The 23,925-nt window shown below is 59.9% G+C and carries 23 protein-coding genes and 1 tRNA gene; 13 read left to right on the top strand and 11 right to left on the bottom strand.

The window, feature by feature from the left end; genetic code table 11:
- Nucleotides 1–43 precede the first annotated feature (43 nt).
- Nucleotides 44–613 (top strand): TIGR00730 family Rossman fold protein, encoded by a 570-nt coding sequence (locus tag ABNU55_RS06990; protein WP_290748552.1) that lies wholly within the window; start codon nucleotides 44–46, stop codon nucleotides 611–613.
- Here ABNU55_RS06990 and gltX read toward each other — a convergent pair.
- The 4 genes from gltX to ABNU55_RS06970 are packed head-to-tail and all read right to left on the bottom strand — an operon-like array spanning nucleotide 610 to nucleotide 5,714.
- Nucleotides 610–1,953, bottom strand: coding sequence for a glutamate--tRNA ligase (gene gltX, locus ABNU55_RS06985; RefSeq protein ID WP_290748550.1), 1,344 nt, complete (start codon nucleotides 1,951–1,953; stop codon nucleotides 610–612). The two genes, ABNU55_RS06990 and gltX, sit on opposite strands and share 4 nt — an antisense overlap.
- Complete coding sequence (locus ABNU55_RS06980; protein WP_290748547.1) at nucleotides 1,953–3,611, bottom strand: NAD+ synthase; 1,659 nt, start codon at nucleotides 3,609–3,611, stop codon at nucleotides 1,953–1,955. The genes gltX and ABNU55_RS06980 overlap by 1 nt, the downstream gene beginning before the upstream one ends.
- Nucleotides 3,612–3,633: 22 nt before the next feature.
- A complete protein-coding gene (locus tag ABNU55_RS06975; protein ID WP_290748545.1) occupies nucleotides 3,634–4,794 on the bottom strand; it encodes a DegT/DnrJ/EryC1/StrS family aminotransferase in 1,161 nt (386 codons plus the stop codon).
- Nucleotides 4,795–4,796: 2 nt separating this feature from the next.
- Nucleotides 4,797–5,714: a Gfo/Idh/MocA family oxidoreductase gene (locus ABNU55_RS06970; RefSeq protein ID WP_290748543.1), complete on the bottom strand. Its 918-nt coding sequence runs from the start codon at nucleotides 5,712–5,714 to the stop codon at nucleotides 4,797–4,799.
- Between the two features lie 175 nt (nucleotides 5,715–5,889).
- Between ABNU55_RS06970 and ABNU55_RS06965 the strand changes: the two genes are divergently transcribed.
- The 3 genes from ABNU55_RS06965 to ABNU55_RS06955 all read left to right on the top strand — a co-directional run bounded on the left by ABNU55_RS06965 (nucleotide 5,890) and on the right by ABNU55_RS06955 (nucleotide 8,207).
- Nucleotides 5,890–6,912, top strand: a complete 1,023-nt coding sequence (locus ABNU55_RS06965; protein ID WP_290748541.1) for an NADP-dependent oxidoreductase — start codon at nucleotides 5,890–5,892, stop codon at nucleotides 6,910–6,912.
- A 24-nt stretch (nucleotides 6,913–6,936) separates the two neighbouring features.
- The gene (locus ABNU55_RS06960; RefSeq protein WP_290748539.1) at nucleotides 6,937–7,845 is read left to right on the top strand and encodes a hypothetical protein; all 909 of its coding nucleotides are present in this window, start codon (nucleotides 6,937–6,939) and stop codon (nucleotides 7,843–7,845) included.
- Between the two features lie 95 nt (nucleotides 7,846–7,940).
- Entirely contained in the window at nucleotides 7,941–8,207 is a 267-nt protein-coding gene (locus tag ABNU55_RS06955) for an HU family DNA-binding protein (RefSeq protein ID WP_119454277.1), read from the top strand.
- Between the two features lie 6 nt (nucleotides 8,208–8,213).
- On the opposite strand, the gene ABNU55_RS06950 is transcribed toward ABNU55_RS06955, so the two are convergent.
- The 5 genes from ABNU55_RS06950 to glmU all read right to left on the bottom strand — a co-directional run bounded on the left by ABNU55_RS06950 (nucleotide 8,214) and on the right by glmU (nucleotide 14,673).
- Entirely contained in the window at nucleotides 8,214–9,608 is a 1,395-nt protein-coding gene (locus ABNU55_RS06950) for an MATE family efflux transporter (protein ID WP_290748534.1), read from the bottom strand.
- A 16-nt stretch (nucleotides 9,609–9,624) separates the two neighbouring features.
- Nucleotides 9,625–11,004 carry a 3-deoxy-7-phosphoheptulonate synthase class II gene (locus tag ABNU55_RS06945; RefSeq protein ID WP_290748531.1) on the bottom strand — a complete coding sequence of 460 codons (1,380 nt, stop codon included), beginning with the start codon at nucleotides 11,002–11,004 and terminating at the stop codon, nucleotides 9,625–9,627.
- 151 nt (nucleotides 11,005–11,155) lie between these two features.
- Nucleotides 11,156–12,556, bottom strand: coding sequence for a glutathione-disulfide reductase (gene gor / locus ABNU55_RS06940; protein WP_290748529.1), 1,401 nt, complete (start codon nucleotides 12,554–12,556; stop codon nucleotides 11,156–11,158).
- Between the two features lie 54 nt (nucleotides 12,557–12,610).
- Nucleotides 12,611–13,309: a ribose-5-phosphate isomerase RpiA gene (gene rpiA / locus ABNU55_RS06935; RefSeq protein WP_290748526.1), complete on the bottom strand. Its 699-nt coding sequence runs from the start codon at nucleotides 13,307–13,309 to the stop codon at nucleotides 12,611–12,613.
- An 11-nt stretch (nucleotides 13,310–13,320) separates the two neighbouring features.
- Nucleotides 13,321–14,673, bottom strand: coding sequence for a bifunctional UDP-N-acetylglucosamine diphosphorylase/glucosamine-1-phosphate N-acetyltransferase GlmU (gene glmU, locus ABNU55_RS06930; RefSeq protein WP_290748524.1), 1,353 nt, complete (start codon nucleotides 14,671–14,673; stop codon nucleotides 13,321–13,323).
- Nucleotides 14,674–14,752: 79 nt separating this feature from the next.
- Between glmU and ABNU55_RS06925 the strand changes: the two genes are divergently transcribed.
- Entirely contained in the window at nucleotides 14,753–15,439 is a 687-nt protein-coding gene (locus ABNU55_RS06925; RefSeq protein ID WP_290748522.1) for an HAD-IA family hydrolase, read from the top strand.
- Here the strand turns inward: ABNU55_RS06925 and ABNU55_RS06920 are convergent.
- Nucleotides 15,436–15,684, bottom strand: a complete 249-nt coding sequence (locus tag ABNU55_RS06920; RefSeq protein ID WP_290748520.1) for a hypothetical protein — start codon at nucleotides 15,682–15,684, stop codon at nucleotides 15,436–15,438. The genes ABNU55_RS06925 and ABNU55_RS06920 overlap by 4 nt on opposite strands.
- Nucleotides 15,685–16,187: 503 nt before the next feature.
- On the opposite strand from ABNU55_RS06920, the gene ABNU55_RS06915 reads away from it, so the two are divergent.
- The 8 genes from ABNU55_RS06915 to ABNU55_RS06880 all read left to right on the top strand — a co-directional run bounded on the left by ABNU55_RS06915 (nucleotide 16,188) and on the right by ABNU55_RS06880 (nucleotide 23,003).
- Nucleotides 16,188–16,262, top strand: a tRNA-Val gene (locus tag ABNU55_RS06915).
- A 25-nt stretch (nucleotides 16,263–16,287) separates the two neighbouring features.
- Nucleotides 16,288–16,992, top strand: coding sequence for a lysophospholipid acyltransferase family protein (locus ABNU55_RS06910; RefSeq protein ID WP_290748518.1), 705 nt, complete (start codon nucleotides 16,288–16,290; stop codon nucleotides 16,990–16,992).
- A 48-nt stretch (nucleotides 16,993–17,040) separates the two neighbouring features.
- The gene (locus ABNU55_RS06905) at nucleotides 17,041–18,309 is read left to right on the top strand and encodes a glycosyltransferase N-terminal domain-containing protein (protein ID WP_290748516.1); all 1,269 of its coding nucleotides are present in this window, start codon (nucleotides 17,041–17,043) and stop codon (nucleotides 18,307–18,309) included.
- Nucleotides 18,306–19,310 (top strand): tetraacyldisaccharide 4'-kinase, encoded by a 1,005-nt coding sequence (lpxK, locus tag ABNU55_RS06900; RefSeq protein WP_290748513.1) that lies wholly within the window; start codon nucleotides 18,306–18,308, stop codon nucleotides 19,308–19,310. The genes ABNU55_RS06905 and lpxK overlap by 4 nt, the downstream gene beginning before the upstream one ends.
- Nucleotides 19,307–20,266 (top strand): lysophospholipid acyltransferase family protein, encoded by a 960-nt coding sequence (locus ABNU55_RS06895; protein WP_290748510.1) that lies wholly within the window; start codon nucleotides 19,307–19,309, stop codon nucleotides 20,264–20,266. Before lpxK ends, ABNU55_RS06895 begins: the two co-directional genes overlap by 4 nt.
- Nucleotides 20,267–20,316: 50 nt before the next feature.
- Nucleotides 20,317–20,721 (top strand): DUF4345 family protein, encoded by a 405-nt coding sequence (locus ABNU55_RS06890; protein WP_290748507.1) that lies wholly within the window; start codon nucleotides 20,317–20,319, stop codon nucleotides 20,719–20,721.
- Nucleotides 20,722–20,743: 22 nt separating this feature from the next.
- Nucleotides 20,744–21,616, top strand: a complete 873-nt coding sequence (locus tag ABNU55_RS06885) for a pseudouridine synthase (RefSeq protein WP_290748505.1) — start codon at nucleotides 20,744–20,746, stop codon at nucleotides 21,614–21,616.
- A gap of 52 nt (nucleotides 21,617–21,668) precedes the next feature.
- Nucleotides 21,669–23,003 carry a cytochrome P450 gene (locus tag ABNU55_RS06880; protein ID WP_290748503.1) on the top strand — a complete coding sequence of 445 codons (1,335 nt, stop codon included), beginning with the start codon at nucleotides 21,669–21,671 and terminating at the stop codon, nucleotides 23,001–23,003.
- 3 nt (nucleotides 23,004–23,006) lie between these two features.
- Here the strand turns inward: ABNU55_RS06880 and ABNU55_RS06875 are convergent, their stop codons facing one another.
- Nucleotides 23,007–23,888, bottom strand: a complete 882-nt coding sequence (locus tag ABNU55_RS06875; protein WP_348764276.1) for an OmpA family protein — start codon at nucleotides 23,886–23,888, stop codon at nucleotides 23,007–23,009.
- Between the last annotated feature and the right edge of the window lie 37 nt (nucleotides 23,889–23,925).

Here is a 23,925-nt window from a genome sequence, read left to right as displayed (position 1 = left end):
TCACTGCTCTAAACGCCGTCCCAAAGTCGAGAACGAGACCCCTATGGCGAAGCTGAAATCTATCTGTGTCTATTGCGGATCATCTGATGATGTACGCCCGGGCTATCTGACGCTGGCGCGCAATCTCGGCCGCACGCTCGCCGAGCAGGACCTTAAGCTGGTCTATGGCGGCGGCGGCGTGGGCCTGATGGGGGCCTGCGCCCGCGCGGCTCATGAAGCCGGTGGTGAAGTCCTGGGCATCATGCCGAGATTTCTGCTTCAGAAAGAACGCGTCTTTCAGGATGTCGAACACCGCCTGGTCGACGACATGCATACGCGGAAGCAGATGATGTTCGATGAGAGCGATGCCTTTATCGTCCTGCCGGGCGGCATTGGCACGCTCGAAGAAGCTGTGGAAATGCTGAGCTGGGCACGCCTCGGCCTCCATGCCAAGCCGATGGCGTTTCTGGACGAAGATGGCTTCTGGGCGCCCTTCTTCGAACTCATGGAGCACATCATCGAGGGCAAGTTCACACCGCAGAGCTTCCGCGCCAGCCTTGTGCATCAGAACACGCCGGAACTCGCCATCGCCGAGCTGCGTGACCGAATCGTCTCGATTTCAGAAAGCGACTAGGCGCGCGACAGCCGACGCGCTGCTACCTCGCGGCCAATCAGCGGGAAGAGCACCGCCATGTCGGGCCCGTGCTCCTGACCGGTCAGGGCCTTTCTCAGCGGCATGAAGAGACCCTTGCCCTTGCGGCCCGTCGCCTCTTTCAGCTCGGACGTCCAGGCCTTCCAGCTTTCGCTCGTCAGCTCGCCTTCCGGCAGGCGCTTTTGAGCCTCCGCAATGAAATCGGCATCTTCGTCATCAATGACTGATTTTATCGAGCCATAGGCAATGTCGGCAAAGGGCTTGGCGTCGTGAACGGTTTCGCAATTCTCACGAACCGCCAGCCAGAACGCCTCATTGGCCGCATCGGGAGCGATACGCTCAAGGTCGTCGCGCACGGCACTGAAGGAAAGATCGTGGACAAGCACGGCGTTGAGGCTGAGCAGGTCCTTCTCATCGAACTTGGCCGGCGCACGGCCGATCTTGGAGAAATCGAATTCCTTTGCCAGCATTCCCAGATCCTCACGGACCTCAATATTGTCGCTGGTGCCGAGCTTGGCGAGAAGCGACAGGATCGCCATGGGCAAAATGCCCCGCGCTTCCAGGGTGTCCATGCTGAGCGAACCGAGCCGTTTTGAGAAGGCGCCGCCTTCTGCATCGACCAGAAGCGGCGTGTGCGCCATGTCAGGGGCAGAACCGCCTAGCGCCTTGAAAATCTCGATCTGGGCGCCGGAATTGGTGACGTGATCCTCACCGCGCACAACATGGGTGATACCGGCCTCGACATCGTCGACCACAGACGGCAACGTGTAGAGATAGGACCCGTCCTCACGGATCAGCACCGGATCGGAGACGCTCGACGTGTCGATACTTTGCGGTCCGCGAACGAGGTCAGTCCACTCGACGCGGTCGCCCGACAGCTTGAAACGCCAGTGCGGCTTGCGGCCCTCGGCTTCGAGCTTTGCCTTTTCCTCATCGGTGAGGTTCAGGGCCGATCTGTCATAGACAGGCGGACGCCCGCGCGAGAGTGCGATCTTGCGCTTGCGGTCAAGTTCATCGGCCGTCTCGTAACAGGCATAGAGAAGCCCCATCTCGCGCAGCTTCGCCGCGGCTGCATCATATTTCTCGAAGCGGTGAGACTGGTTGAAGGAGTCGTCCCAGACGAGGCCCAGCCATTTTAGGTCGGCCCGGATCTGGTCTTCATATTCCTGCGTCGAACGCTCAGTGTCGGTGTCATCGACGCGCAGGATGAAACGGCCGCCCTGCCCTTTGGCGAACAACCAGTTGATAAGAGCTGTGCGGACATTGCCGACATGAAGCTTGCCAGTTGGCGAAGGCGCGAAACGGACGACAGGTGAGGTCATCAATCATCCCTGAAACGGTTGGTAATCGGATAGCGACGGTCGCGGCCGAAATTCTTGCCGCCGACTTTGACGCCGGGCGGCGCCTGCCTACGCTTGTACTCGGCAATGTACAAGAGATGCTCGATACGTCTTACAGTTGCTTCGTCATGACCGCGCCCCACGATGTCATCGATGTCTTCCTCCGCATCGACCAGTCCGCGCAGGATATCGTCAAGATCATCATAGGACGGCAGGGAGTCCTCATCCTTCTGGTCTTCACGCAATTCAGCCGAGGGCGGCTTGGTGATGATGCGTTCCGGGATCACCTCACCTGACGGACCAAGGGCGCCCTTTGGCAAATTGGCGTTGCGCCAGCGCGAAAGCTCAAAGACTTCGGTCTTGTAGAAGTCCTTGAGGGCATTGTAGCCCCCGCACATATCGCCATAGAGCGTTGCGTAGCCCACAGCCATCTCGGACTTGTTGCCCGTGGTTACGACCATATGACCGAACTTGTTGGACAGAGCCATAAGGGTCAGCCCGCGCAGGCGGGACTGGATGTTCTCTTCAGTTGTATCGCTCTCACGGCCTGCAAAGAGGTCTGCCAGCATCTCATCCATGGCGCCCACGCCAGGTGCGATATTGATGATGTCATAGCGTACACCGAGGGCCTCAGCGCATTTCTTCGCGTCCTCAAGGCTTTCCGAGGAGGTGTATCTGGACGGCATCATCACACACCAGACGCGGTCAGGTCCAAGGGCATCCACGGCAATCGCCGCAGTCAGTGCGCTGTCGATACCTCCGGACATGCCAAGGACCACGCCCGGGAACCTGTTCTTGTTCACATAGTCGCCAAGCGCCAAGGTCGCAGCGCGGTATTCCATATGCCAGCCGTCGGGATCCAGCTCGCACCCGGCATCAGGCAGACGCAGCTTCCGGCTTTCGAGATCGAACTCTACCACGGCCGTCCCGGTCTCAAACTGACCGACAAGTCCGCAACGTTCGGCATGGATGGAATTTGTCGCATACGACCCGCCATCGAAGACGAGCTCGTCCTGACCGCCAACCTGATTGATAAAGATATAAGGCAGGCCAAGCCGGCTCCACCGGTCGAATGCACCAGCGCGTTCGGCATGAATGCTGCGGCGCCAGGGTGAGCCGTTCGGGATCACCAGAAGCTCGGCGCCGGCTGCCTTCGCGGCATTCGGCACCCGGTCAAACCAGACATCTTCGCATATGGCGAGCGCGAGCTTGGCGCCCTTTACCTCGATGATGCAGGCGGGGGACTCGCCCCGGTCGAACAGTCGCTGTTCATCGAACACACCGTAATTGGGCAGTTCCTGCTTGTCATAACGCGCTTCAATGGCGCCGTTGCGGCAGAACAGGATGGAATTGAAGAGCTTGCCGTCTTCGCGCCAGGGCGCGCCGATGACAAAGGAGGGACCATCCGCCGCATCCCGGGCAAGCGTCTCGACCGCCTTCATGCAGAGCTCGACCGCACTTGGCTTGAGCACGAGGTCTTCGGGCGGATAGCCGAGAATGAACATTTCCGCGAACACGACAAGATCTGCGCCTTCATCGGCGCCGGTCTTCAAGGTGTCGCGGGCAAGGGCTGCATTCCCGTCGATGTCACCAACGACGGGGTTGAGCTGGGCAGCCAGTATTTTCAGGACGTCTGACATGGCGCTGACTTAAGACGAGTTGTCAGCGCTGCAAAGCCTTCAGAAGCGCATCGCAGACCCGATGGATCTGATTTTCCGACAGATAGGGGTGCATGGGCAGGCTGAGGACTTCGCGCGAAGCCTTTTCACATTCCGGCAAACCGCCGGGAGGCGCGAACTGGTCGAAGGCCGGCATCTGGTGGAGGGGGGTGTCGTAATAGATGGAGGTCGGGATGGCGCTCTCCTGAAGGCTGGCGCGCACCGCGTCCCGGTCCGGCACCCGCACGGTGTAGAGGCCAAAAGCAGATTCCTCGTCTGACCTGCCCTGCTGGCATTCCACCTTTCCAGACAGACGTTCATTATAGACCTCTGCGGCAGCGATGCGGCGTTTGCGCTCTTCCTCGAATATACCGAGTTTTTCAGAAACGACCGCGCACTGAATGGAATCGCAACGTCCATTGATACCAACGCGAATGGATTCCTTGCGATTGTCGCCCGTCCCATGCCACCGGATGGAACGCAGCAGGTCTCCGACTTCCTTGTCCCGCACGAGAATTGCCCCGCCATCGCCATAACCGCCCAGCGTCTTGGTCGGATAGAAGCTGGTGGCGGTGATCTCGGCGAGCGTTCCGACCCACTTGCCGTCCTGGCGTCCACCAAAGGACTGGGCCGCATCGGAGACGATGCGAAGCCCGTGAGCGTCGGCGACATCCTGAATACCGGCATAGTCGGCTGGCAGGCCATAAAGGTCTACAGGAATGACGGCGCGAGCACGAAGATTGCGATTGCCTTTGACCCGCTGGATTTTCCGCTCAAGATCTGCGGGATCCATGTTGAAGGTCTTCGGGTCGATGTCGACAAATACAGGCGTTGCACCCGCCAGAAGAACTGCGTTCGCCGTCGCATTATAGGTGAACCCAGGGATGAAAACCGCATCGCCATGGCCATAGCCAAGCGCGATGAGCGGCATGACCAGAGCCTGCGTGCCCGACCCCACAACGACAGCATCGGCGGCGCCTGTGAACTCACAGAGCTTATGTTCGCACTCATCGACCTCCGGTCCGCCGATATAGCGGCCATGATCGAGAATGGTTGACCAGCGGGCCTCAAGCGCGCTGCGAAGGGAAGCCTGCTGGGATTTCAGGTCAAAGAACTGGATCGGGGCGTCTTCTGCCAGATGCGTCAGGGTTTCTGCAGCGGCCATGGTCAGGCTCCGTTCGTTTTCTTTATTGTGGTTTCAAGGGCTTCTGCGACGCGAACAGCTTCGGCTGCTTCGTGGCCTGGTACAAGTACAGGGCCCTCGCCCGCACAAGCGGCAAAGAAGGCATGATCGGCGGCGCCGAGTGGATCGGGCAATGCCTGCGAGACGTCGGCACGCACCTCAAAAGGCGTGGAGTTTTTCACGTGACGCGTGAGGAAGTCGATGTCTATTTCGCCGTTTTCAAAGACTAGCCGCATGGAGCGGCGGCGTTCGTCCGCGGCGCGGCTCGCGGAGACGGTGGCGCGGGCGCCATCCGGGAAACCGAGCAAGGCCTTCGCCTCATCGATATGGCCGGAATGGACGATGGCGCCCTCTCCATCCACGGTGGCAGCCTTGCCCATAAGGCACGCCACCATGTCCAGATCGTGGATCATGAGGTCAAATATGACGGACACGTCGCCGGCCCGCCCGGTCGGTGCTGGGGGGCTTTCGCGCCAGGCTTCAATTTTGACCGGCGTTTCGGGCAGATCAAACAGGCCCATGGCTTTCAGGACAAGCCGTTCCTGGTGCCCGACCTGCAACACGCGCTTGGCCGCGTCAGCAGCGCGCGCAAGGCTGCTCGCTTCATCACCGGTCAGCGCCAGAGGCTTCTCGACCAGAACATGACACCCCGCCGCGATTGCCTCGCGAACGGTTTCAGCGTGATATGTGGCTGGGCAGGCGATGATCACGGCGTCTGCTTCGGCAAGTAAGGAAGCCTGTGTGCCGAACGCCTCAACGCCATACTTGCTGGCAAGCTCCTTCGCGCGAGCAGGGTCTGGATCGAACACGCCGGTAAATTCAGCGATCTCCGACTCAGCAATTTTCCCGGCATGATAGCCGCCGAAGACACCCGCTCCGATCAAGCCTGTTTTGAGGGCCATATTAAACGCTCCAATCTGGCTGCCCCATCGCACTCAGGTGCATCCGATGGCAAGCTGGCGCCACATAAGGAGCGGTCAAAGAGTCTTGCGAATTCTTTCGCAGCTGCCTTCACAGGACACTTTGAGCGACCCATGTTGCAGTCACAAACCTATCAGAAACATGAGGAAGCGCGACATGGCAGATCTGAACGGAACGGGCTGGGCCCTTGCAAAACGCCCGGTCGGCATGCCGAAGATGGACGATTTCAAGAAGGTGGACATCACCGCGCCTGCCCCGAAGGAGGGCGAAATCCAGGTCCGTAACAGCTGGATGTCGGTCGATCCCTATATGCGCGGCCGGATGTATGACCGTGAAAGCTATGTGCCCCCCTTCCAGATCGGCGAGGTGCTGACCGGGACGGCGGTCGGGCGCGTGACGGCCTCTGGTCATCCCGACTATTCTGAAGGCGATCTTGTGACCTCCATGGCGGGCTGGCGCGATGTCTGGACCGGCAAGCCTGAAGAGCTGATGGTCAACAAGATACCGGACACCGGTCTTCCCGACTCAGCCCTTCTCGGCGTTGCAGGCATGCCAGGTCTGACGGCCTATGCCGGGCTCCTGAAAGTCGCAGAGCTCAAGGAAGGCGATACCGTCTTTGTGTCTGGCGCCGCAGGCGCTGTGGGCTCAACTGTCGTGCAGATTGCCAAGATAAAGAACTGCACGGTCATCGGGTCTGCGGGCGGCGAAGAAAAATGCAAACTTCTCAAGGAGATAGGCGCTGATCATGTGATCGATTACAAGGCTCATACGGACTATGAAAGCCTTCTCGGCGCGCTGAAGAAAGCAGCCCCCAAGGGGATCGATGTCTATTTCGATAATGTCGGCGGAGACCATCTCGAAGCGGCCATTGAGTGCGCACGCCCGATGGCGCGTTTTGCCGAGTGCGGCATGATCAGCCAGTACAATGCGACCGAGCCCCAGCCCGGCCCCCGCAACATTATACAGGTCGTAGGCAAACAGCTTTCACTGAAGGGCTTTATTGTCTCGACCTACGCCGATATGCAGCCGCAATTCCTGAAAGACATGGCCGCCTGGATCAAGAATGGCGACATGAAGTTCGAGGAAACAGTCATGGAAGGTATCGAGACCGCGCCCGAAGCGTTTCTCGGACTTTTCCAGGGTCGCAATACCGGGAAGATGCTCGTCAAACTCGCCTGAGCATGCCCCGTATGGAGGTAAGTCATGGCGCGTCTGTTCGACGCTTATATCATTGTTGACTGGAGCGCGGCGAGCAAACCTGCGCTCGGGGCCAATTCCATCTGGGTTGGCGCCCTCGCGCGGGATGCCCGCCTGAAATTCCAGTTCCAGTCTGCAAACCCGTCCACCCGAAAGAAGGCACGCGAGCTCATCCAGGGCCTCACGGAACGCTTCGTGAAGCGCGGCGACAAGGTCTTGATCGGCTTCGACTTCAGCCTGGGTTATCCCGCTGGCACAGCCGCGCTTGCCGGTCTGGCGAGTGATCGTCCTGCCTGGCAGGCCATGCACGAATATCTCGCAACGAAGGTCAAGGAGACCGAGGACAACAGCAATACCCGCTTCGCCGTCGCTGCCAGCCTGAACTATGCGATGAGCAAAGGCCCAGTCCCCTTCTGGGGCGCCCCGGCAAAAGACAGGCTGACGACACTTGCCTCCACCAGAGGCAATTTCGATGAAGTCGGTCTCAACGAATACAGGCGCGTCGAACGCTGGGTACGAGAGGCCTACAAGGCGAAACCAAAATCGGGCTGGCAGCTCTATGGCGCCGGATCGGTCGGCAGCCAGTCGCTGCTTGGCATTCCCACCGTTCATGCGCTCGGCCAGTCACTGCCGAACAGCAAGATCTGGCCATTTGAGACAGGTTTCGGGCCGATGGATGCCGAAAGTCTGGAAGGTACCGACGTCGTCTTCGCCGAGGTCTACCCCTCTCTCATCGAAGCGAAACCGCGCACCGGCGAAGTCCTGGATCAGGCTCAGGTCGAGGCGATGGCCCGCCACTATTACAGTCTGGACGAGGCAGGACGCCTCGGCGCCCTGTTTGGGCTGCCAGAGGGCCTGTCGGGTGATGAAATTGCGCAAATTGAGGGGGAAGAGGGGTGGATTCTGCTGAAATAGCCCGCCGTTATTGGGAATTCGGCATATTCACCCCATTCGAATCGTGTAGAAAACATTCACGGCACATGATCGCCGTTAACAAAGAGGAGTGCCCAATGAATAAGGGTGAACTTACAAAAGCCGTCGCAGAATCTGCTGGCATGTCACAAGCAGACGCCGGCAAGGCGGTGGACGCAGTCTTCGACACCATTTCCGGCGCAGTGAAGGACCGCAAGCAGGTCGCGATCGCTGGCTTTGGTACCTTCCACGCCAAGACCCGCGGCGCTCGCGAAGGCCGTAACCCGGCAACGGGTGAAACGATCCAGATTCCGGAAAAGACGTCGGGCGCTTTCAAGCCTGCGTCGGCTCTGAAAGACATCTAGGTCCTGCTACACAGCAGAATGCCGAGGGCGGCGCGCTGGTTTCAACCGGCGCGCCGCTTTTCTTTCAAGCAGCAAGGTCTGCAGCACGCCAGCAACCACAGACGCGACAAGCACCCCAAACATCATCCCCATGGCGCCCTGCCCCTGCACCAGGCCGAAATACCAGGTCCCCGGGATCATGATCAGGAAGTAGGAGCCCATGTGAATGAAGGTGGGCGGCCAGATGACGTTCTGGGCCCGAAGCGCCATTGAAGCGACGTTCTGGAGACCGTCGAACACGATGACGAAAGCGGTAAAGCCGATCACCGGAATAAGCTCAGGGCGTATCGCAACGTCGGCCACTTCCGCATCCGACCTGACCAGTAGCGTCGCCAGAGGCGCCTGGAAAAACCAGACCAACGCGCCCAGGATGAGCCCGAGCAGACCGCAGGCGACCACGCCCAGGCGGGAGGCTTCCTTCACCTGCTCGGAATTCTTGCGTCCGTACGCTTCCGCCACCCGCACACTCGTGGCGGTTCCAAGCCCGAGAAAGGCCATGAAGCAGAAGCCGATGACGTGGACGGCCATGCCATAGATCGTCGTCGCTGCCGTGCTGATCCAGGTCGCAACGACAAAGGTGAAATTGAAACCGCCCCATTCGGCGACATTCGATACGGCCATGCCATAGCCGACCGAGAACTGGCGCCCGTACTCATCTGGCGGGGCCTGCGGCGAGGGCCTGAAGGCCGGCGTAAAACGCCAGACCGCCAAGAGGAAGAGAAGGACAAGGAACCAGCGCGTTCCGGTGGTGGCGATAGCGACACCGTCGGCGCCAAGCTGGGGCATCCCCCACCATCCGGCAACGACCGCAAGGTCGATAATGAGGTTCACCAGCACGCCGAAATACATCATGCAGGTCACGACGAGCGGCCGGCGCAGGGCTTCCAGATAGGAGCCGGCAACATGGGTCAGCATGTGGCCGATAAGGCCAAGCGCCAGGATCTTCGAGACCGAGGTGGTGCCGGATGCCACTGCATCGTCAAAGCCGAGCGCGCGGAACATGGGACCGACAAACAAGACGATGGCCGCTGTGAGCAAGGCACCGAACCAGAGCGAGAACCAGATGCCGCGCCGGAAAATCCGGCCGGTTTCAGACGCTTTTCCAACCCCCGCAAGCTCTGCAGTAAGAACAGACACACCAAGGAGCAGACCCATGGTCAGCCCCAGCGACACCCCGATAGGCAGCCAGGAATTCAGCACATAGGGAAGCTCACTCGGCGCATTCTGGCCAAGCACGATCACATCCGTCAGCCCCATCAGCATCGTCGCGGCGCGCGAGACGGCGATTGGGCCAGACAGCCTCAACAGGTCCGTGATGTCGGATGGCCGCGCCCAGGCGGGCCAGACCCGCCTGCGGTGCATGGCGATCTCCCTCGAACTAGCTCGCCTGACGAGCCCCGGCGTTGACCGCCTGTTTCATGAGCTGGAGCTTTTCTGCGATCAGAAACGCCAGTTCAAGCGCTTGTTCGCCATTCAGGCGAGGATCGCAATGTGTGTGGTATCGTGATGACAGGTCGGCTTCGGAGATGGCCTGAGCCCCCCCAATGCACTCCGTGACGTCCTGGCCGGTCATCTCGAAGTGAACCCCGCCCGGATAGCAGCCCTCACTCGAGACGACGTCGATGAACTGGCCCACCTCGGACAGAATGCGATCGACCGGACGCGTCTTGAAGCCACTATTGGTCTTCAGCGTGTTGCCATGCATCGGGTCGCAGGACCAGATGACATTGCGCCCGCTCTTCTTCACCGCGCGCACCAGCGGAGGCAGACCTTCCTTGACACCCTCGGACCCAAAGCGGGTGATCAGCGTGATGCGGCCCGGCTCATCCTTCGGGTTGAGCGTCTCGATAAGGCGAAGAAGCTCATCGGTCTCAAGGCCCGGTCCGCATTTGATGCCGAGCGGATTATGAATGCCCTTGCAGAACTCAACATGGCCATGATCGATCTGGCGCGTACGGTGGCCGATCCAGAGCATATGGGCCGAGGTGTCGTACCAGTCGCCCGACGTGGAATCGACGCGTGTCATCGCTTCTTCGAAGCCAAGAAGCAGAGCCTCGTGTGAGGTATAGACATCGACCTGCGCCATCTGCGGCACGGTCTGGGAACTTACGCCACACGCCTCCATGAAGGAGAGCGCATCCGTGATCCGTTCGGCCAGCGCCTTGTAGCGTTCGCCCTGAGGCGAGCGATCCACGAAACCGAGCATCCAGCGATGGACATTTGCCAGGTCGGCATAGCCGCCATGGGAAAAGGCACGAACAAGGTTCAGTGTGGACGCGGCCTGCGAATAGCCCTGGATGAGACGCTCCGGATTGGGCATCCGGGACTCCTCGGTGAAATCCATCCCGTTGATATTATCGCCGCGATAGGATGGCAGAGTCACCCCATCAATCGTCTCCGTCGGAGAGGAGCGCGGCTTGCCGAACTGCCCCGCAAGACGCCCGACTTTCACGACAGGCTTCGAGGCCGCAAACGTCAGGACCACGGCCATCTGCAGCATGACACGAAGAGTGTCGCGGATATTATCGGCACTGAATTCCTTGAAGCTTTCGGCGCAATCGCCGCCCTGCAGCAGAAAGGCTTCTCCAGCAGAAACACTGGCAAGCTGCTTCTTCAGGCGCCGCACTTCACCGGCAAAGACAAGCGGTGGAAACGCCTTCAGGCGCGACTCGACATCAGTGAGCGCGGCGGCATCCGGATAGTCTTCCGGAATATGTTTGGCGGGCTTTGCCCTCCAGCTGTTTGGCGTCCAGGTCATAATCTCATCTCCAGAGCGGGGCGTCTTAGCCGCCTCCCATCGAATGGGCAAGTTTTACCACACATAAAGGGCAGGTGTCGCAATCACTGCAGCTTGCCGGCGTTCAGCGGCGCTCTACAGGCAAATTCTGCCAAAAGGCCGCGGTCGCCGGTCAGGCGGGTTCAGTGTCTGGCACCCATTTTTGCCTGAGGGTCACGATCTCCTCGGCAATGGTCGGGTGGACCGCACAGGTCGCGTCGAACTGGGCCTTGGTCGCGCCCATCTTCACGGCAACACCGATCATCTGAATCATCTCGCCGGCGTCGGGACTGACAATATGAACGCCGACCACCCGGTCATCCTCAGCATTCACGACGAGCTTTATCATCACGCGTTCGGGGTCGTTGAGGAGCATGGTCTTCATCGGCCGGAAACGGGTCTTGTAGATATCGACCTTCTTGAAGGCCTTGCGCGCCTCCGCTTCCGTCATGCCAACGGTGCCCACTTCCGGCTGCGTGAACACAGCCGACGCGACATTGTCGTGTTCGAAGCTCCACGGCTTGTCGCCAAAGATCGTGTCGGCAAAGGCGTGACCTTCGCGGATGGCAACCGGCGTCAGCTGGATGCGGTCGGTTACATCGCCCACGGCAAAGATATTCGGTACACTGGTGCGCGACTCGTCATCTACGATTATGGCGCCGAGGTCTGACAGGTTCACACCGGCCGCATCGCAACCAAGACCTTCCGTGGCTGCCCGGCGGCCCACGGCCATCAGGATTGTATCGGCGTTGATTTCCATCCCATTGCTAAGCTTGACGCAATAGGGACATTCCTCGCCCTCGACTTCGCGGATCTCCTCAAAGACGGCAGAGGTCACGACGCGCACGCCGGCCTCCTTAAGACCTTCATGCACGGCTGTCCGCACGTCCCAGTCGAAGCCATTCAGCACAGTATCGCCGCGATAGACCAGGCAGGTCTCCACGCCGAGACCGGCAAATATGTGGGCGAACTCGCAAGCGATATAGCCGCCTCCCGCGATCACAATGTGCTTGGGCAAGCTCTCCAGCTGGAAGACCTCATTCGAGGTGATGGTATGCTCCACGCCGGGCAGGTCTTCCGGTGCGGGCCGCCACGGCGTACCGCCGGTTGCAATCAGCACCTTGTCGACGGTGAAAGTCTTGCCGCTTTCCTTCAGAACCACGGTGTGCGCATCGGAGAGCTCCGCCCGCTCCTCAAAGACATCCACACCGGCATTGGCGAGGTTCTTCAGATATATACCCGAAAGGCGGTCGACCTCTGCGTGCATGGCAGACATGAAGGTCTCAAAGTCGAAGCCCTTCTCCTCAATCTGCCAGCCATAATCGCGCGCTTCCTTGAGCTTGCGGCCATAATCGCTGGCATAGACCATGAACTTCTTGGGCACGCAGCCACGAATGACGCAGGTCCCGCCGATGCGGTATTCCTCTGCAATCGCGACACGCGCGCCGGACTGGGCGGCGATCCGCGCGGCACGCACACCGCCGGACCCGGCTCCAATCACGAACAGATCATAGTCATAAGCGGCATCGGCCATTTCGAAATCCTTTTGGTCGCGGCAAGTCTGCGGGCCTAGGTGGCGCCGGCGGCCTCAATATTCAAATATGGATGCACCATCATCGCCGCCGATGATCACAGTCCGGGCGATGCCGATGAACAGACCATGCTCCACAACGCCGGGAATCGCGGCGAGAAGCTGGGCGGTGTAGGGCGCGTCGGGAATGACCGAGCAGGCGCAATCCAGAATATAATTGCCGCCATCGGTGACCAGCGGTTGGCCGTCACGACCTTTTCTAACATCGATCTTTGGACGGTTTACACCGGCTTCGCGGAGCGCGTCATAGACTTTTTTCGCCGTGATCGTGAACCCGAATGGCGTCACCTCGACAGGGAGAGGAAACGCGCCAAGCACGTCGACCTGTTTGGACGGATCCGCGATCACAACCATGAGATCACTGGCATTCGCGATAATCTTCTCTCTGAGAAGCGCCGCGCCGCCCCCCTTGATCAGCTGGGCGTTCTCATCGACCTCGTCCGCGCCATCGACGGTGAGGTGAATACGGTCGACCTGCTCGACGGGGATCAGCGGTACGCCAAGGGATTCTGCGAGGCGGCGGGTGTCCTCACTCGTCGGCACCCCGCGCACCACGAGGCCATCGGCAACTTCATCGGCCAGGGCTTCGACAAAAAACTTCGCCGTCGACCCGGTGCCGAGACCGATGGTCATGCCATCTTCGACGAACTCCAGGGCCGCTGTGGCCGCGTTCTCTTTCTCGCGTTCAAATGCCACTGGGGCTCTCCTTATTTTCCTGAAGACTTTTCAGCCTGTTTTTTCGTCCGGAAGTCATCTGCCCATCCGGCTTTTTCGGTCTGCCGACCGCGTCCGATTGCAAGGGCATCAGGCGAAACATCCTGCGTGATGACAGATCCCGATCCCACATAGGCGCCCTCTCCTATCGATACAGGTGCGACAAGTGCGCTATTGGAGCCGACGAATGCGTTCGCCCCGACCACCGTCTTGTACTTCAGGAACCCATCATAATTGCAGAAGATCGTTCCTGCACCGATATTTGCGCCAGCACCTATGGCGCCGTCGCCGAGATAGGCAAGATGGTTGGCCTTCGCGCCCTGCCCGACTGCAGTGTTTTTCACTTCCACAAAATTGCCAATTCTGGCCTGTTCGCCAATCTCGGCGCCTGGTCTCAGCCGCGCATAGGGACCGATTTCGGCACCCGAATGTACCACGGCACCCTCAAGATGTGAGAAGGCCCGGATCGTCGCGCCAGAATGGACCTTCACACCCGGGCCGAAGACGACGTTCGGTTCAATCAGGACATCCTCTTCAATCTCCGTATCGAAGGTGAAGAAGACCGTTTCCGGTGCTATGAGCGTGACGCCCGAATGCATGAGCGCCTGGCGGCGCTTGCGCTGGAAGACGGCTTCGGCTTCAGCAAGTTCCACTCTGGAATTAACGCCGAGGACATCTTCCTCATCGCACCGTACCGCCCGGCAGCTGGAGCCCTCATCACGCGCGATAGAGACGAGGTCGGTGAGATAGTATTCACCCTTGGCATTGTCGTTGGTGACCTTTGAGAGAAGGGCGAACATCTTCTTGGAACTACCCGCCATAACTCCGGAATTACAGAGCGTTATCGCAAGTTCTTCAGGGCTGGCCTCCTTTGCCTCAACGATCCGTTGCAGGTTTCCTGCGCCGTCTTCGACAAGCCGCCCATATGCGCCGGGGTCCGCCGCTTCGAAACCGAGGACCCCAAGATCGGCGCCACGGTCCAGTTCCTCAAAAAGCGCGCTGACGGCCTCCTCCGGAATGAGTGGGCAATCGCCATAAAGGACGATCAGATCACCCTCAAAGCCCTGCAGCGCGTCTTCAGCCGCCATGACCGCGTGCCCTGTCCCCAGCGGCGGGTCCTGAATAACGAAAGCGTCCTCGCCAAGCACATCCGTCACGTGGGCCTGCAACCGGTCAGAGCCCGCGCTCACCACAGTTATTATGCGCTCGCAGCCGGCTTTCCGGGCAAGATCGATTGACCAGTCGAGCATGGCGCGCCCGCCAACCTTGTGAAGCACTTTGGGAAGCTGCGACTTCATTCGCGTGCCCTGGCCTGCCGCCAGTATGAGGGCTGCACGATCTTTCATGTTCTAAAAGCCTCGTTCTGCATTGGCGAGTCGCCTAAACCATTCAACGACTCGATGCGAGAGGTTAGCCTAAGCTCTTATGACTTCTAACACCCTATCCGGCTGGACAATCGTCTTCGATCTGGACGGAACACTTGTTGACACAGCGCCCGATCTGCATCTGGCCCTGAACCATTGTCTGCGCGAGGCAGGACATGGCGAAGTCCCCTTCGACAGCGTCCGGCACATGATCGGTCAAGGTGCGAAGGCGATGATCGAAAAAGGGCTCGCCTTTCAGAACGTAGAGCTGGAGGCAGATCAGATTGACGCGCTGTGGCGGTCATTTCTGACTTACTATGAAGCGAATATCTGTGAGCAGAGCACACCTTTCAGCGGCATGAACGAGACGCTCGACGCACTTGAACAGGCCGGTGGTCGCCTTGCGGTATGTACGAACAAGACGCAGGCACTGGCTGAAACCCTGATTGCCGCACTTCAGCTGACCGACCGCTTCGGCTCGATCTGCGGCGCCGACGCGGTTCCGCACAAGAAGCCGTCTGGCGACCATATCGTTCAGGCTGTGAAGCGAGCAGGCGGCGATCCACACAGAGCGATCATGGTGGGCGACAGCCAGACAGACGAAAAGGCAGCCCGGAACGCCGGACTGCCTTTCGTATTCGTGACGTTTGGATACGGCCCTCAGCCAGACCCTCGGGATGAAAGCATCTATCGCATTTCATCCTATGGGCAGCTTGAACAAGCCGTCCTGTCTATCGTGACAGCCTAGGCCGCTTCGACGACAGCTTCGTTCGGACGATAGGTCGTGCGAACTTCTTCCTGGGTCTTCGCGATACGGCGACGCGGCATGCCGTTCACCATATTGCTGCGAAGATCCGTGCGGGCACTGCGCATGGCCGGCACGAAGCCAGCATCGACCAGGTCGACGTCGACTTCATAGCCGCGCTCTGCCCAGTACTCACGAATCTTCTCGCGAAGGCGCTTTGCACCTTCATTGTTGCACCAATCTTTCATTTCAATCTCTCCAGACTATCTTTGAAGGCTGAGAGGGTGACCTCCAGCCAGTCTGTCCTTCTGTTTGCTCGTTTTATTCCAACGGAGGACATCTGTGTGTCATACCCCGCTCGTGACGCTTAAATGACAACTTCAGCGCCGATTCACAACCCTCATCGAATATGAAATTCGATTTAGGTTTGAATATGAACAACTGTTCAGTTTGAACATCTGTTCATATTTCTCACCCCTAGGTAAACTGGATGTGCGCATACCGTTTCAAATACAACTATTGCGCTCTTTAGAGGGCAAATTCTGCCTGTCACCGGCGATTTGGCCAAACGTCAATGGCGAAAACTGGCCTGCCATAAAGTGTCGCACCTGGATAAATTTCAATCTATTGGTCCGCATATATGCATGCCTGCACTGCGCTATCGATGTGGGGAAAGAGCTTGTACACCCCTTGATGTGTTCACGCGTTGACCCTTCGAGGCGGCCAATATAAGACCGCGCTCTGGCTTTCCGGGCGATTAGCTCAGCGGTAGAGCACTGCCTTCACACGGCAGGGGTCACTGGTTCGATCCCAGTATCGCCCACCACCGGAAAACAAGGGGCGCAATTTCGATGAAATCGGTCCTGCGGTCCGCTATCGGCTCTTCATTTCTCGGCTATCTGATCTGGGCCTATATGGTCCTCTGCGCCCGCACCATTCGCTGGACTGTCGAAGGCGAGGAAGGCTTCAGAGAAGCCTGGGCCGATGACGAAGGCCTGATTGTCGCCGCCTGGCATTCGCGTGTGCTCTTGCTGCCGACGATCTGGAGCCGGATTGCACGCAAGCTTCCCGGCAAGACATATCCCACTTCCATGCTGATTTCGCTCTCTCGCGACGGGGAGCCGGTGGCAAAGGCCATAGAACATCTTGGTCTGGACGCCGTTCGGGGCTCATCCGCCCACAAGCGCAAACGCAAGGACAAGGGGGGCACCGCGGCAATTGCAGAGGTAAGCCGGAGACTGCGTGCGGGCAGCGTCGTCTGCATCACGCCCGATGGCCCCAGAGGCCCCGCCGAAACCGTTCAACCGGGCACCCTCATCATGGCGGCCCGCACCGGCGCGCGGATCATCCCCTACGCCCTCGACTGCAAACCCGTCTTCCGGCTGGACACCTGGGACAGATTCATGATCCCCCTGCCCTTCTCCAGAGGCGCAATGGTGATCGGCGCCCCCGTGAGCAGCGATGAGAGCGCATCCAAGGAGCAGCGGATAAGCGACACCGAAGAGGCCATGAGCGCTGCTTATGCGCGTGCTGCGGCCATCCTCGCGAAGCGGTGACAGTCAATCGCTCTAGCGATTGCCAGAGAGCAGATTATCTTTCGTCACATGAGTATGGGCCAAACCCTCTACAGGACTGCCACACGGGCCGCTGAACCCTTTCTGGGGATATGGCTGCGCCACAGGGCCCGGACCGGCAAGGAAGACGGTGACCGCCTGCCCGAGCGGTTCGCGCGAAGCAAGGTCGATCTGACGCCCTCTCGCCTGGTCTGGATGCATGGGGCAAGCATTGGCGAAACGCGCCTTCTGATCGAAGTAGCGCGCCAGCTCAGCCAGGAGCGCCCGGAACTCCACTTCCTTTTCACCAGCCAGACACGTACGGCAGGCGAGCTGATCAGCCGGGCCATCGAAAACACGCCTGAGCTGACCACGCGAAGCCGCTACCAGCTGGCCCCCATAGACACACCCGCTGTCGCTGCCCGTTTTATCGACAACTGGCAGCCAAGGCTTTGCGTTTTTGCCGAAGGCGATGTCTGGCCAAACCTCGTGTCTGAGGCCCACAGCCGGAGCATTCCGACAGCTCTGATCAATGCGCGGATGACGTCCCGCAGCATCAATGGCTGGCGCAGATGGCGCAGCTTCGCAGCCGAAGTGTTCTCCAAATTCGATATCCTGCTCGCAGCGGACAGTCAGACAGCTGCCGGCCTCTCCGATCTTGCACAGCGGCCCGTGGTCTCGGCCGGAAACCTCAAACTCTCCCTTTCCGTCAGCCCGCCCTCGCCTGAAGACGTCCAGGCTGTGCGCTCAGCCTTTACCGGCGGCCGCGCCTGCCTGGTTGCCGTCTCCACCCATGAAGGTGAAGAAGCGTGGGTCCTCGATGCGATTGAAGGAATCGAGCCGCGCCCCTGCCTGATCCTCATCCCACGCCATCCGGAACGTCGAAGCGAGATCATCGAGATCCTGGATCAGCGCTCGCTCAGCTACTCGGTGCGGTCGCGCGGCGAGGTGCCTTCGGTTAGTGACGAGGTCCTTCTCTGCGACACGCTCGGCGAAGTCAGCCTGTTTGCTAGCGTGGCCGACAGCGTCTATCTCGGCGGGGGGCACGCGGAGGGGGTCGGTGGTCATAACCCGGTGGAAATATTGAGGCTTGGCAAGCCTGTCTTCAGCGGCCCCGATGTCTTTAACTTCGAGGATCTGGTGGAAGAGCTTCGCGGCGATCCTGCTTTCCGGATCGTAAGGACGCAGGAAGAACTGAGATCCAGTTTCCCGCTGCCAGACCCCTCTCAGGCGCTGCGTGCCAATCTTGAGGCGCAGGCCCATGCGCCGATGGCACAGACACTCTCTGCGCTGACCTCACTTCTGGAGCCCACGGCATGATGCGTGCCCCGCGCTTCTGGGACCGGGACGTCGATCCCAGTTCGCGTGAGGGGGCGCCCGTCACACGGCTGGTGCTGACGCCTTTGTCAGCCCTCTATGCGATGGCCACAGCACGACGGATCGCGAAAGCGGAACCACTCAAGCTTTCCATTCCGGTCATCTGTATCGGCAACCTCACCGCGGGCGGCAGCGGCAAGAGCCCCGTCGTTGCCGCCATTCGATCCAGGCTTTCAAACGGCCAACCCGGCCGCCGCTTCGCCTCGCTCTCCCGGGGCTATGGCGGGTCGCTGAAAGGGCCGTTGAAAGTCGATCCGGCAAAACACTCGGCCGCCGAAGTCGGTGATGAAGCGCTTATGCTGTCACAGAGCGGTGAAGCATGGATTGGCGCTGACCGCGCAGAAGCGGGCCTCGCCATGGAGGCGGACGGTGTTGACCTCATCATCATGGATGACGGCTTTCAGAACCCCTCCCTCGACAAGACGCTTTCAATCCTGGTCGTCGATGCCCAGGCTGGTTTCGGCAATGGATATGTGATCCCGAAAGGTCCCTTGCGAGAACCTGTCGAGGCTGGGCTCTCTCGCGCCGATGCGATTATTCTGATGGGAGACGGGGAGCCGCCGCTTGCGCTGGCTGATTTTGGCGGGCCGATTCTTCGCGCGGCCATCCAGCCCCTCTCGTCTCCGCCGCCGAAGACATATCTTGCCTTTGCCGGTATCGGACGGCCGGAAAAATTCTTCGATACGTTGAACACCTGCGGGACACCGCCAGTGGACGCTGTGCCATTTGCCGATCACCATAGATATAGCGCCCGCGATATACGCTACCTGCACACGCTGGCAGCCGATCACCAAGCGCAGCTCATCACTACCGAGAAGGATTTCGTGCGCCTCTCCCCCGAACAGCGCGAAGGCATCGTCACGCTTCCAGTTGGGGCGCATTTCGCCAATGAAGCAGAGCTGGACAGCTTGCTCTCCTCCGTTACGGAACACCTAGCCTCATGAGTAGCAGTGAACCGACCCAGTATGTGAGACCGCGGGACATCGATGACCGGTCGACCTGGCGCCAGCGCCTAGCCTGGCGGCTGGAAGCCGTTGCGTGGGACGTGCTCTACTGGTGGCCGATGAAGGCGCTTGGGCCAGAGACGGCCTCGAACTTTGCCGGCTGGCTTGTCAAAAGCCTCGCGCCGCTTTTTAGCCAGAACAAGACGGTGAAGCGAAACCTGCGCATGGCCTTCCCTGACTGGGATGAGGAGACGGTTGACCGCGTTGCAAAAGAAAGCTGGGAGAGTGTCGGGCGCACAGCTGGCGAACTGCCCCACCTTCCGAAGATACATCCCTATCAGGGAGACCGCGTTGAAGTCGTCCATCCGGAACGTCTCGACGCCGTGGAGAAGAGCCAAAAAGGTGCGGTCTTCGTCTCGGGCCATCTTGCAAATTGGGAGATCATGGCCGCGGTCATCTGCCGGCGGCCTGTCGATTGCCTCGTCACCTACCGCGCCCTCAACAATCCGCATATCGACCGGCGCATCAACAAGGTTCGCCACGACTATGGGATCGGCGTGCTGACACCAAAGGGCCTTGGCACGCGAGAGCTCATGCGCGCACTCTCTGCGGGTCGGTCAGTCGCGCTCATGAACGATCAGAAGTTCAACAAGGGCCTCGCCGTTCCTTTTTTCGGGCATGAGGCAATGACCGCACCCGGCCCTGCACGGCTGGCGCTGAAATACAATGTTCCGATCATTCCGGTCTCAACTGTCCGAACCGGCCCCGCGCGTTTTCGGACCACGATCCACGATCCGATCCGCCCGCGCGAGGGCCTCAGCGGCGAGGATGCCGTTCGAGATTGCGTCGAGCAGATCACCCGCTTCATTGAAGACCAGATCCGCGCGCATCCGGAGCAATGGTTCTGGCAGCATAGACGCTGGCCGAAATCTGCCTGGAAGGACGCAGGCGTCTAGCTAGTTCAAGGGTATCACAAGGCCGGGCCCGGCCATTATGGAGAGACCTCATGTCCGCCTATGTCCTCATTTCCGCTGCCGCACTTACCTTTTGCGCCTTGATCGGTCTCGGCGCGCTGTTTGCGCCAAAATGGGCACAGGGCGTGGTCCGCCTCGTTCCAGACCCAGCTCCCGAGCGCCCTGGCGGATTTTCAGAGTTTCGCGCCACCTATGGCGGCCTCCTCTTCATGCTGCATATTACGGCCCTGATCATTCTTTTGCGGGTCAATAACCCGGTCGTTCTGCTCGCTATCATGCCGATATCCGCTGGATGGTTTGGCGCGGGACTTGGCCGGACAGTGTCCTATCTGGCAGACGGTCCGGACAATCGCGCGCCGGGCATGATCCCTATCTGGATTGCCGTGGAGTTCGCACTAGCCCTTGCAATTGCCGCCCCGGTTCTTCACCTAGGCTGATGCCTTCTTAGAGGAACAGCACATGACGGATCGTCGAGAGACGCCCCGGCCCGGCAGACGGACCAGACCCCAATCTTCATCCCATACCGATCCCGACTGGTCGGAGGGCGAGCGAATCGCGAAATGGCTCGCACGCGCGGGCGTCGCCTCCCGCCGCGAGAGCGAGACGCTGATCGAGGCGGGCAAAGTCACCGTCAATGGCAGAAAGCTCACCTCGCCAGCCTTCAAGGTGACCGGCAAGGAAACCATCAAGGTCAATGGAAAACCGGTGAAGGCCCCGGAGGCCACACGGCTCTGGCGTTATCACAAGCCGTCAGGCCTTATCACCACGACGCAGGACCCCGCGGGCCGACGCACCATTTTCGATGAACTGCCCAAACACCTTCCACGCACTGTGACAGTCGGCCGGCTCGACCTGACAACCGAAGGCCTGCTCCTGCTGACAAATGATGGAGAGCTCGCCCGCACGCTGGAGCTGCCGATAAACGAATTCCGGCGCCGCTACCGGGCACGTGCACACGGGCGGGTCACACCGGAGAAGATTGCTGCGCTTCGCGACGGGGTAACGGTCGATGGCGTTACCTATGCGCCCATTATCGCTGAGCTGGAACGGGAAACGGGCGCCAATAACTGGATCAAGGTGGAACTGACAGAAGGAAAGAAACGCGAGGTGCGCCGCGCCCTGGAGTCAGTCGGCCTGGAGGTGAACCGGCTTATCCGGACCGAATACGGGCCGTTCGAGCTCGGTGACCTTGCCCCCGGCGCCGTGGAAGAAGTCCCCTATCAGACGTTGGCGGAAACGCTGGGGTCAATGCTTCCGAGCCAGCCTGCCAGGCGCAAGACCGACCCGAAAAAGCGCAGACCTGACGCTAAGAAAGGCCTTAACAGACGTTGATTGTCCGATAATGCTGCTTCCCAGATCATAACCACAAGTCGGGAGGCCTCCTATGTCAGACGCAGCCATTGCCCAGCCGCCGGAGACCAAGAAAGATCCATCTCGCCAGATGAGCGAGGCCGCTCGCGCAACAAGCGATCTCATCGTCAATCCGGAAGTCTATGCGCACATGGACCAACTGGATGCCGCGTTCGCGCGGCTTCGCGCCGAAGACCCGGTCGCCTGGTGCGAACCTGAAGCCTTCCGGCCCTTCTGGGCGGTTACCAAACACGCCGACATCATGGAAGTCAGCCGCCAGAACAAGCTGTTCACCAATGGCGAGCGCGAAATGCTGAGCTATGAGAGCGCCGAAGAACGCGTCTACGCCCAGACGGGCGGGCCGCACCTTCTCAAGACGCTCGTCCAGCTCGATGATCCAATGCACTACAAGCTGCGTCACCTGACGCAGGACTGGTTCATGCCGCACAAGGTGAAAACGCGCGAAGACGCCATCCGCACGATTGCGAAGGAATTCGTGGACCGTATGGAGGATATGGGCGGAGAGTGCGACTTCCAGCAGGACATTGCACTCTACTATCCGTTGCGCATTATCATGCAGATCCTGGGCGTGCCCGTCGATGATGAGCCGATGATGCTGAAACTGACCCAGGAAATCTTCGGCGCGCAGGATCCGGACCTGATGCGCGACAAGGAGCTGGCCGGAGGCGGCGATGCGGACAAGGGCCTGTCCTCCATCCAGGAAACCCTCGCCCAGTTCTTCATGTACTTCACCAACATCACGCAGGACCGGCGGGAGAACCCGAAAGACGACGTGTCGACAGTGATCGCCAACGGCACCGTCGACGGCGAGCCGATCGGCCAGCTCGAAGCGATGAGCTATTACATCATCGTCGCCGCAGCCGGCCATGACACGACCAGCGCCTCGACCGGCGGCGGTGTGCTCGGCATGCTCAACAATCCGGCCCAGCTCAAGAAGATGATGGACGATCCGAAAGGCATGTCCCGCACGGCCGTCGATGAAGCGATCCGCTGGACGACACCGGTCAAACACTTCATGCGCACCGCCCAGGACGACTATGAACTACGGGGCCGCAAGATACTGAAAGGGGAGAGCCTTCTTCTCTGCTATCCGTCCGGCAATCGGGACGAAGAGGTCTTTGACGACCCGTTCGAATTCCGCGTCGACCGTAGCCCGAACAAGATCATCTCATTCGGTCATGGCGGACATATGTGTCTCGGAATGCACCTCGCCCGCCTGGAAATGCAGGCGATCTATGAAGAGCTGTTTTCCAGGGTCAAATCTATTGAGCTGGCCGGCGATCCGACCTTCATCCGGGCAAACTTCGTCGGTGGCCCGAAGAGCATTCCGGTGCGCTACAAGTTCTGATTGCTAGTCGCCGCGGCTGGATTCATTGTTGCTCAATGTGAATTCGACGCGGCGATTGCGCGCATAGGCCTCTGTTGTCTGCGAGGTGTCGATCGGCTGGCTTTCGCCATAACCGACAGCACTAAGCGCGTCTGCGCGCACCCCACGCTCGACAAGATAGTCGCGGAGCGTGTTCGCACGCGTCTGGGAGAGGCGTTCATTGAACGACTCTGCCCCGCGTGCGTCCGTATGGCCGCCCACTTCAATTCGATAGCGGTCGCAGATGAGCGCCACGCCAGTGAGCGCATCCGCAATCGGAAGCGAGTCGTCCCCGATTGCCTCATTATTGGCGGAGAATTCGAGAGTGCGCCCGTCCAGCACACCGCTGAATGCTGCGTCGCAAGCCGCAAGCGAGGGTGCAGGCGGAAGGCTGGCGACAGGCGCCCCCATAGGTGCGGGCGCCTCGTCGACATCGATATTGTCGAGAACAATTATGCCGGTATCGCTTGCCTGCCGCTCTTCCTCTATCGCTGATCTTGCAGCGTCGAGAGCCGCCACTTTTGTGTCCTGGTCCGGCGAAGTACCCTCAACAAAGGCAATCGATCCGCGTGCCCTGACAGTCAGCCAGTCATAACCGTCCTGCTGCAAACGCTCCTCGACCGATACCGACCATTGGCGTGAAGGCGGGGCAGTCTCAGGCTCCTCCTGCTCGTCCCAGTCTTCTGGAATGCCGGACGCAGGAATGAACATGCCGTCCGCAAACTGATAGGTGCCCTCTGGCAGGTCGACGCAGCTGCTCGTCGCCCCCAAGTCTGGCTCTGTGGCCATTACGGCGCCGTCACAGCCTGCCAGGCCAGCCGCAAGGACCGCGCCGATCATGCTCATCCTGCTTGTTGCCAAACCCATTCGTTTTTACTCTCCTCGATCATGGCCCGCTGCTTAT

Source organism: uncultured Henriciella sp. (assembly GCF_964005855.1).
GTDB lineage: Bacteria > Pseudomonadota > Alphaproteobacteria > Caulobacterales > Hyphomonadaceae > Henriciella.
The sequence above is the reverse complement of the archived record's forward strand: the minus strand, read 5'-3'. Positions and strand labels throughout refer to the sequence as shown.

Excerpts from the sequence above, each read along its gene's own strand:
- ABNU55_RS06990 (WP_290748552.1), top strand. The coding sequence starts at position 44 with ATGGCGAAGCTGAAATCTATCTGTGTCTATTGCGGATCATCTGATGAT.
- gltX (WP_290748550.1), bottom strand. The coding sequence starts at position 1,953 with ATGACCTCACCTGTCGTCCGTTTCGCGCCTTCGCCAACTGGCAAGCTT.
- ABNU55_RS06980 (WP_290748547.1), bottom strand. The coding sequence starts at position 3,611 with ATGTCAGACGTCCTGAAAATACTGGCTGCCCAGCTCAACCCCGTCGTT.
- ABNU55_RS06975 (WP_290748545.1), bottom strand. The coding sequence starts at position 4,794 with ATGGCCGCTGCAGAAACCCTGACGCATCTGGCAGAAGACGCCCCGATC.
- ABNU55_RS06970 (WP_290748543.1), bottom strand. The coding sequence starts at position 5,714 with ATGGCCCTCAAAACAGGCTTGATCGGAGCGGGTGTCTTCGGCGGCTAT.
- ABNU55_RS06965 (WP_290748541.1), top strand. The coding sequence starts at position 5,890 with ATGGCAGATCTGAACGGAACGGGCTGGGCCCTTGCAAAACGCCCGGTC.
- ABNU55_RS06960 (WP_290748539.1), top strand. The coding sequence starts at position 6,937 with ATGGCGCGTCTGTTCGACGCTTATATCATTGTTGACTGGAGCGCGGCG.
- ABNU55_RS06955 (WP_119454277.1), top strand. The coding sequence starts at position 7,941 with ATGAATAAGGGTGAACTTACAAAAGCCGTCGCAGAATCTGCTGGCATG.
- ABNU55_RS06950 (WP_290748534.1), bottom strand. The coding sequence starts at position 9,608 with ATGCACCGCAGGCGGGTCTGGCCCGCCTGGGCGCGGCCATCCGACATC.
- ABNU55_RS06945 (WP_290748531.1), bottom strand. The coding sequence starts at position 11,004 with ATGACCTGGACGCCAAACAGCTGGAGGGCAAAGCCCGCCAAACATATT.
- gor (WP_290748529.1), bottom strand. The coding sequence starts at position 12,556 with ATGGCCGATGCCGCTTATGACTATGATCTGTTCGTGATTGGAGCCGGG.
- glmU (WP_290748524.1), bottom strand. The coding sequence starts at position 14,673 with ATGAAAGATCGTGCAGCCCTCATACTGGCGGCAGGCCAGGGCACGCGA.
- ABNU55_RS06925 (WP_290748522.1), top strand. The coding sequence starts at position 14,753 with ATGACTTCTAACACCCTATCCGGCTGGACAATCGTCTTCGATCTGGAC.
- ABNU55_RS06920 (WP_290748520.1), bottom strand. The coding sequence starts at position 15,684 with ATGAAAGATTGGTGCAACAATGAAGGTGCAAAGCGCCTTCGCGAGAAG.
- ABNU55_RS06910 (WP_290748518.1), top strand. The coding sequence starts at position 16,288 with ATGAAATCGGTCCTGCGGTCCGCTATCGGCTCTTCATTTCTCGGCTAT.
- ABNU55_RS06905 (WP_290748516.1), top strand. The coding sequence starts at position 17,041 with ATGAGTATGGGCCAAACCCTCTACAGGACTGCCACACGGGCCGCTGAA.
- lpxK (WP_290748513.1), top strand. The coding sequence starts at position 18,306 with ATGATGCGTGCCCCGCGCTTCTGGGACCGGGACGTCGATCCCAGTTCG.
- ABNU55_RS06895 (WP_290748510.1), top strand. The coding sequence starts at position 19,307 with ATGAGTAGCAGTGAACCGACCCAGTATGTGAGACCGCGGGACATCGAT.
- ABNU55_RS06890 (WP_290748507.1), top strand. The coding sequence starts at position 20,317 with ATGTCCGCCTATGTCCTCATTTCCGCTGCCGCACTTACCTTTTGCGCC.
- ABNU55_RS06885 (WP_290748505.1), top strand. The coding sequence starts at position 20,744 with ATGACGGATCGTCGAGAGACGCCCCGGCCCGGCAGACGGACCAGACCC.
- ABNU55_RS06880 (WP_290748503.1), top strand. The coding sequence starts at position 21,669 with ATGTCAGACGCAGCCATTGCCCAGCCGCCGGAGACCAAGAAAGATCCA.
- ABNU55_RS06875 (WP_348764276.1), bottom strand. The coding sequence starts at position 23,888 with ATGGGTTTGGCAACAAGCAGGATGAGCATGATCGGCGCGGTCCTTGCG.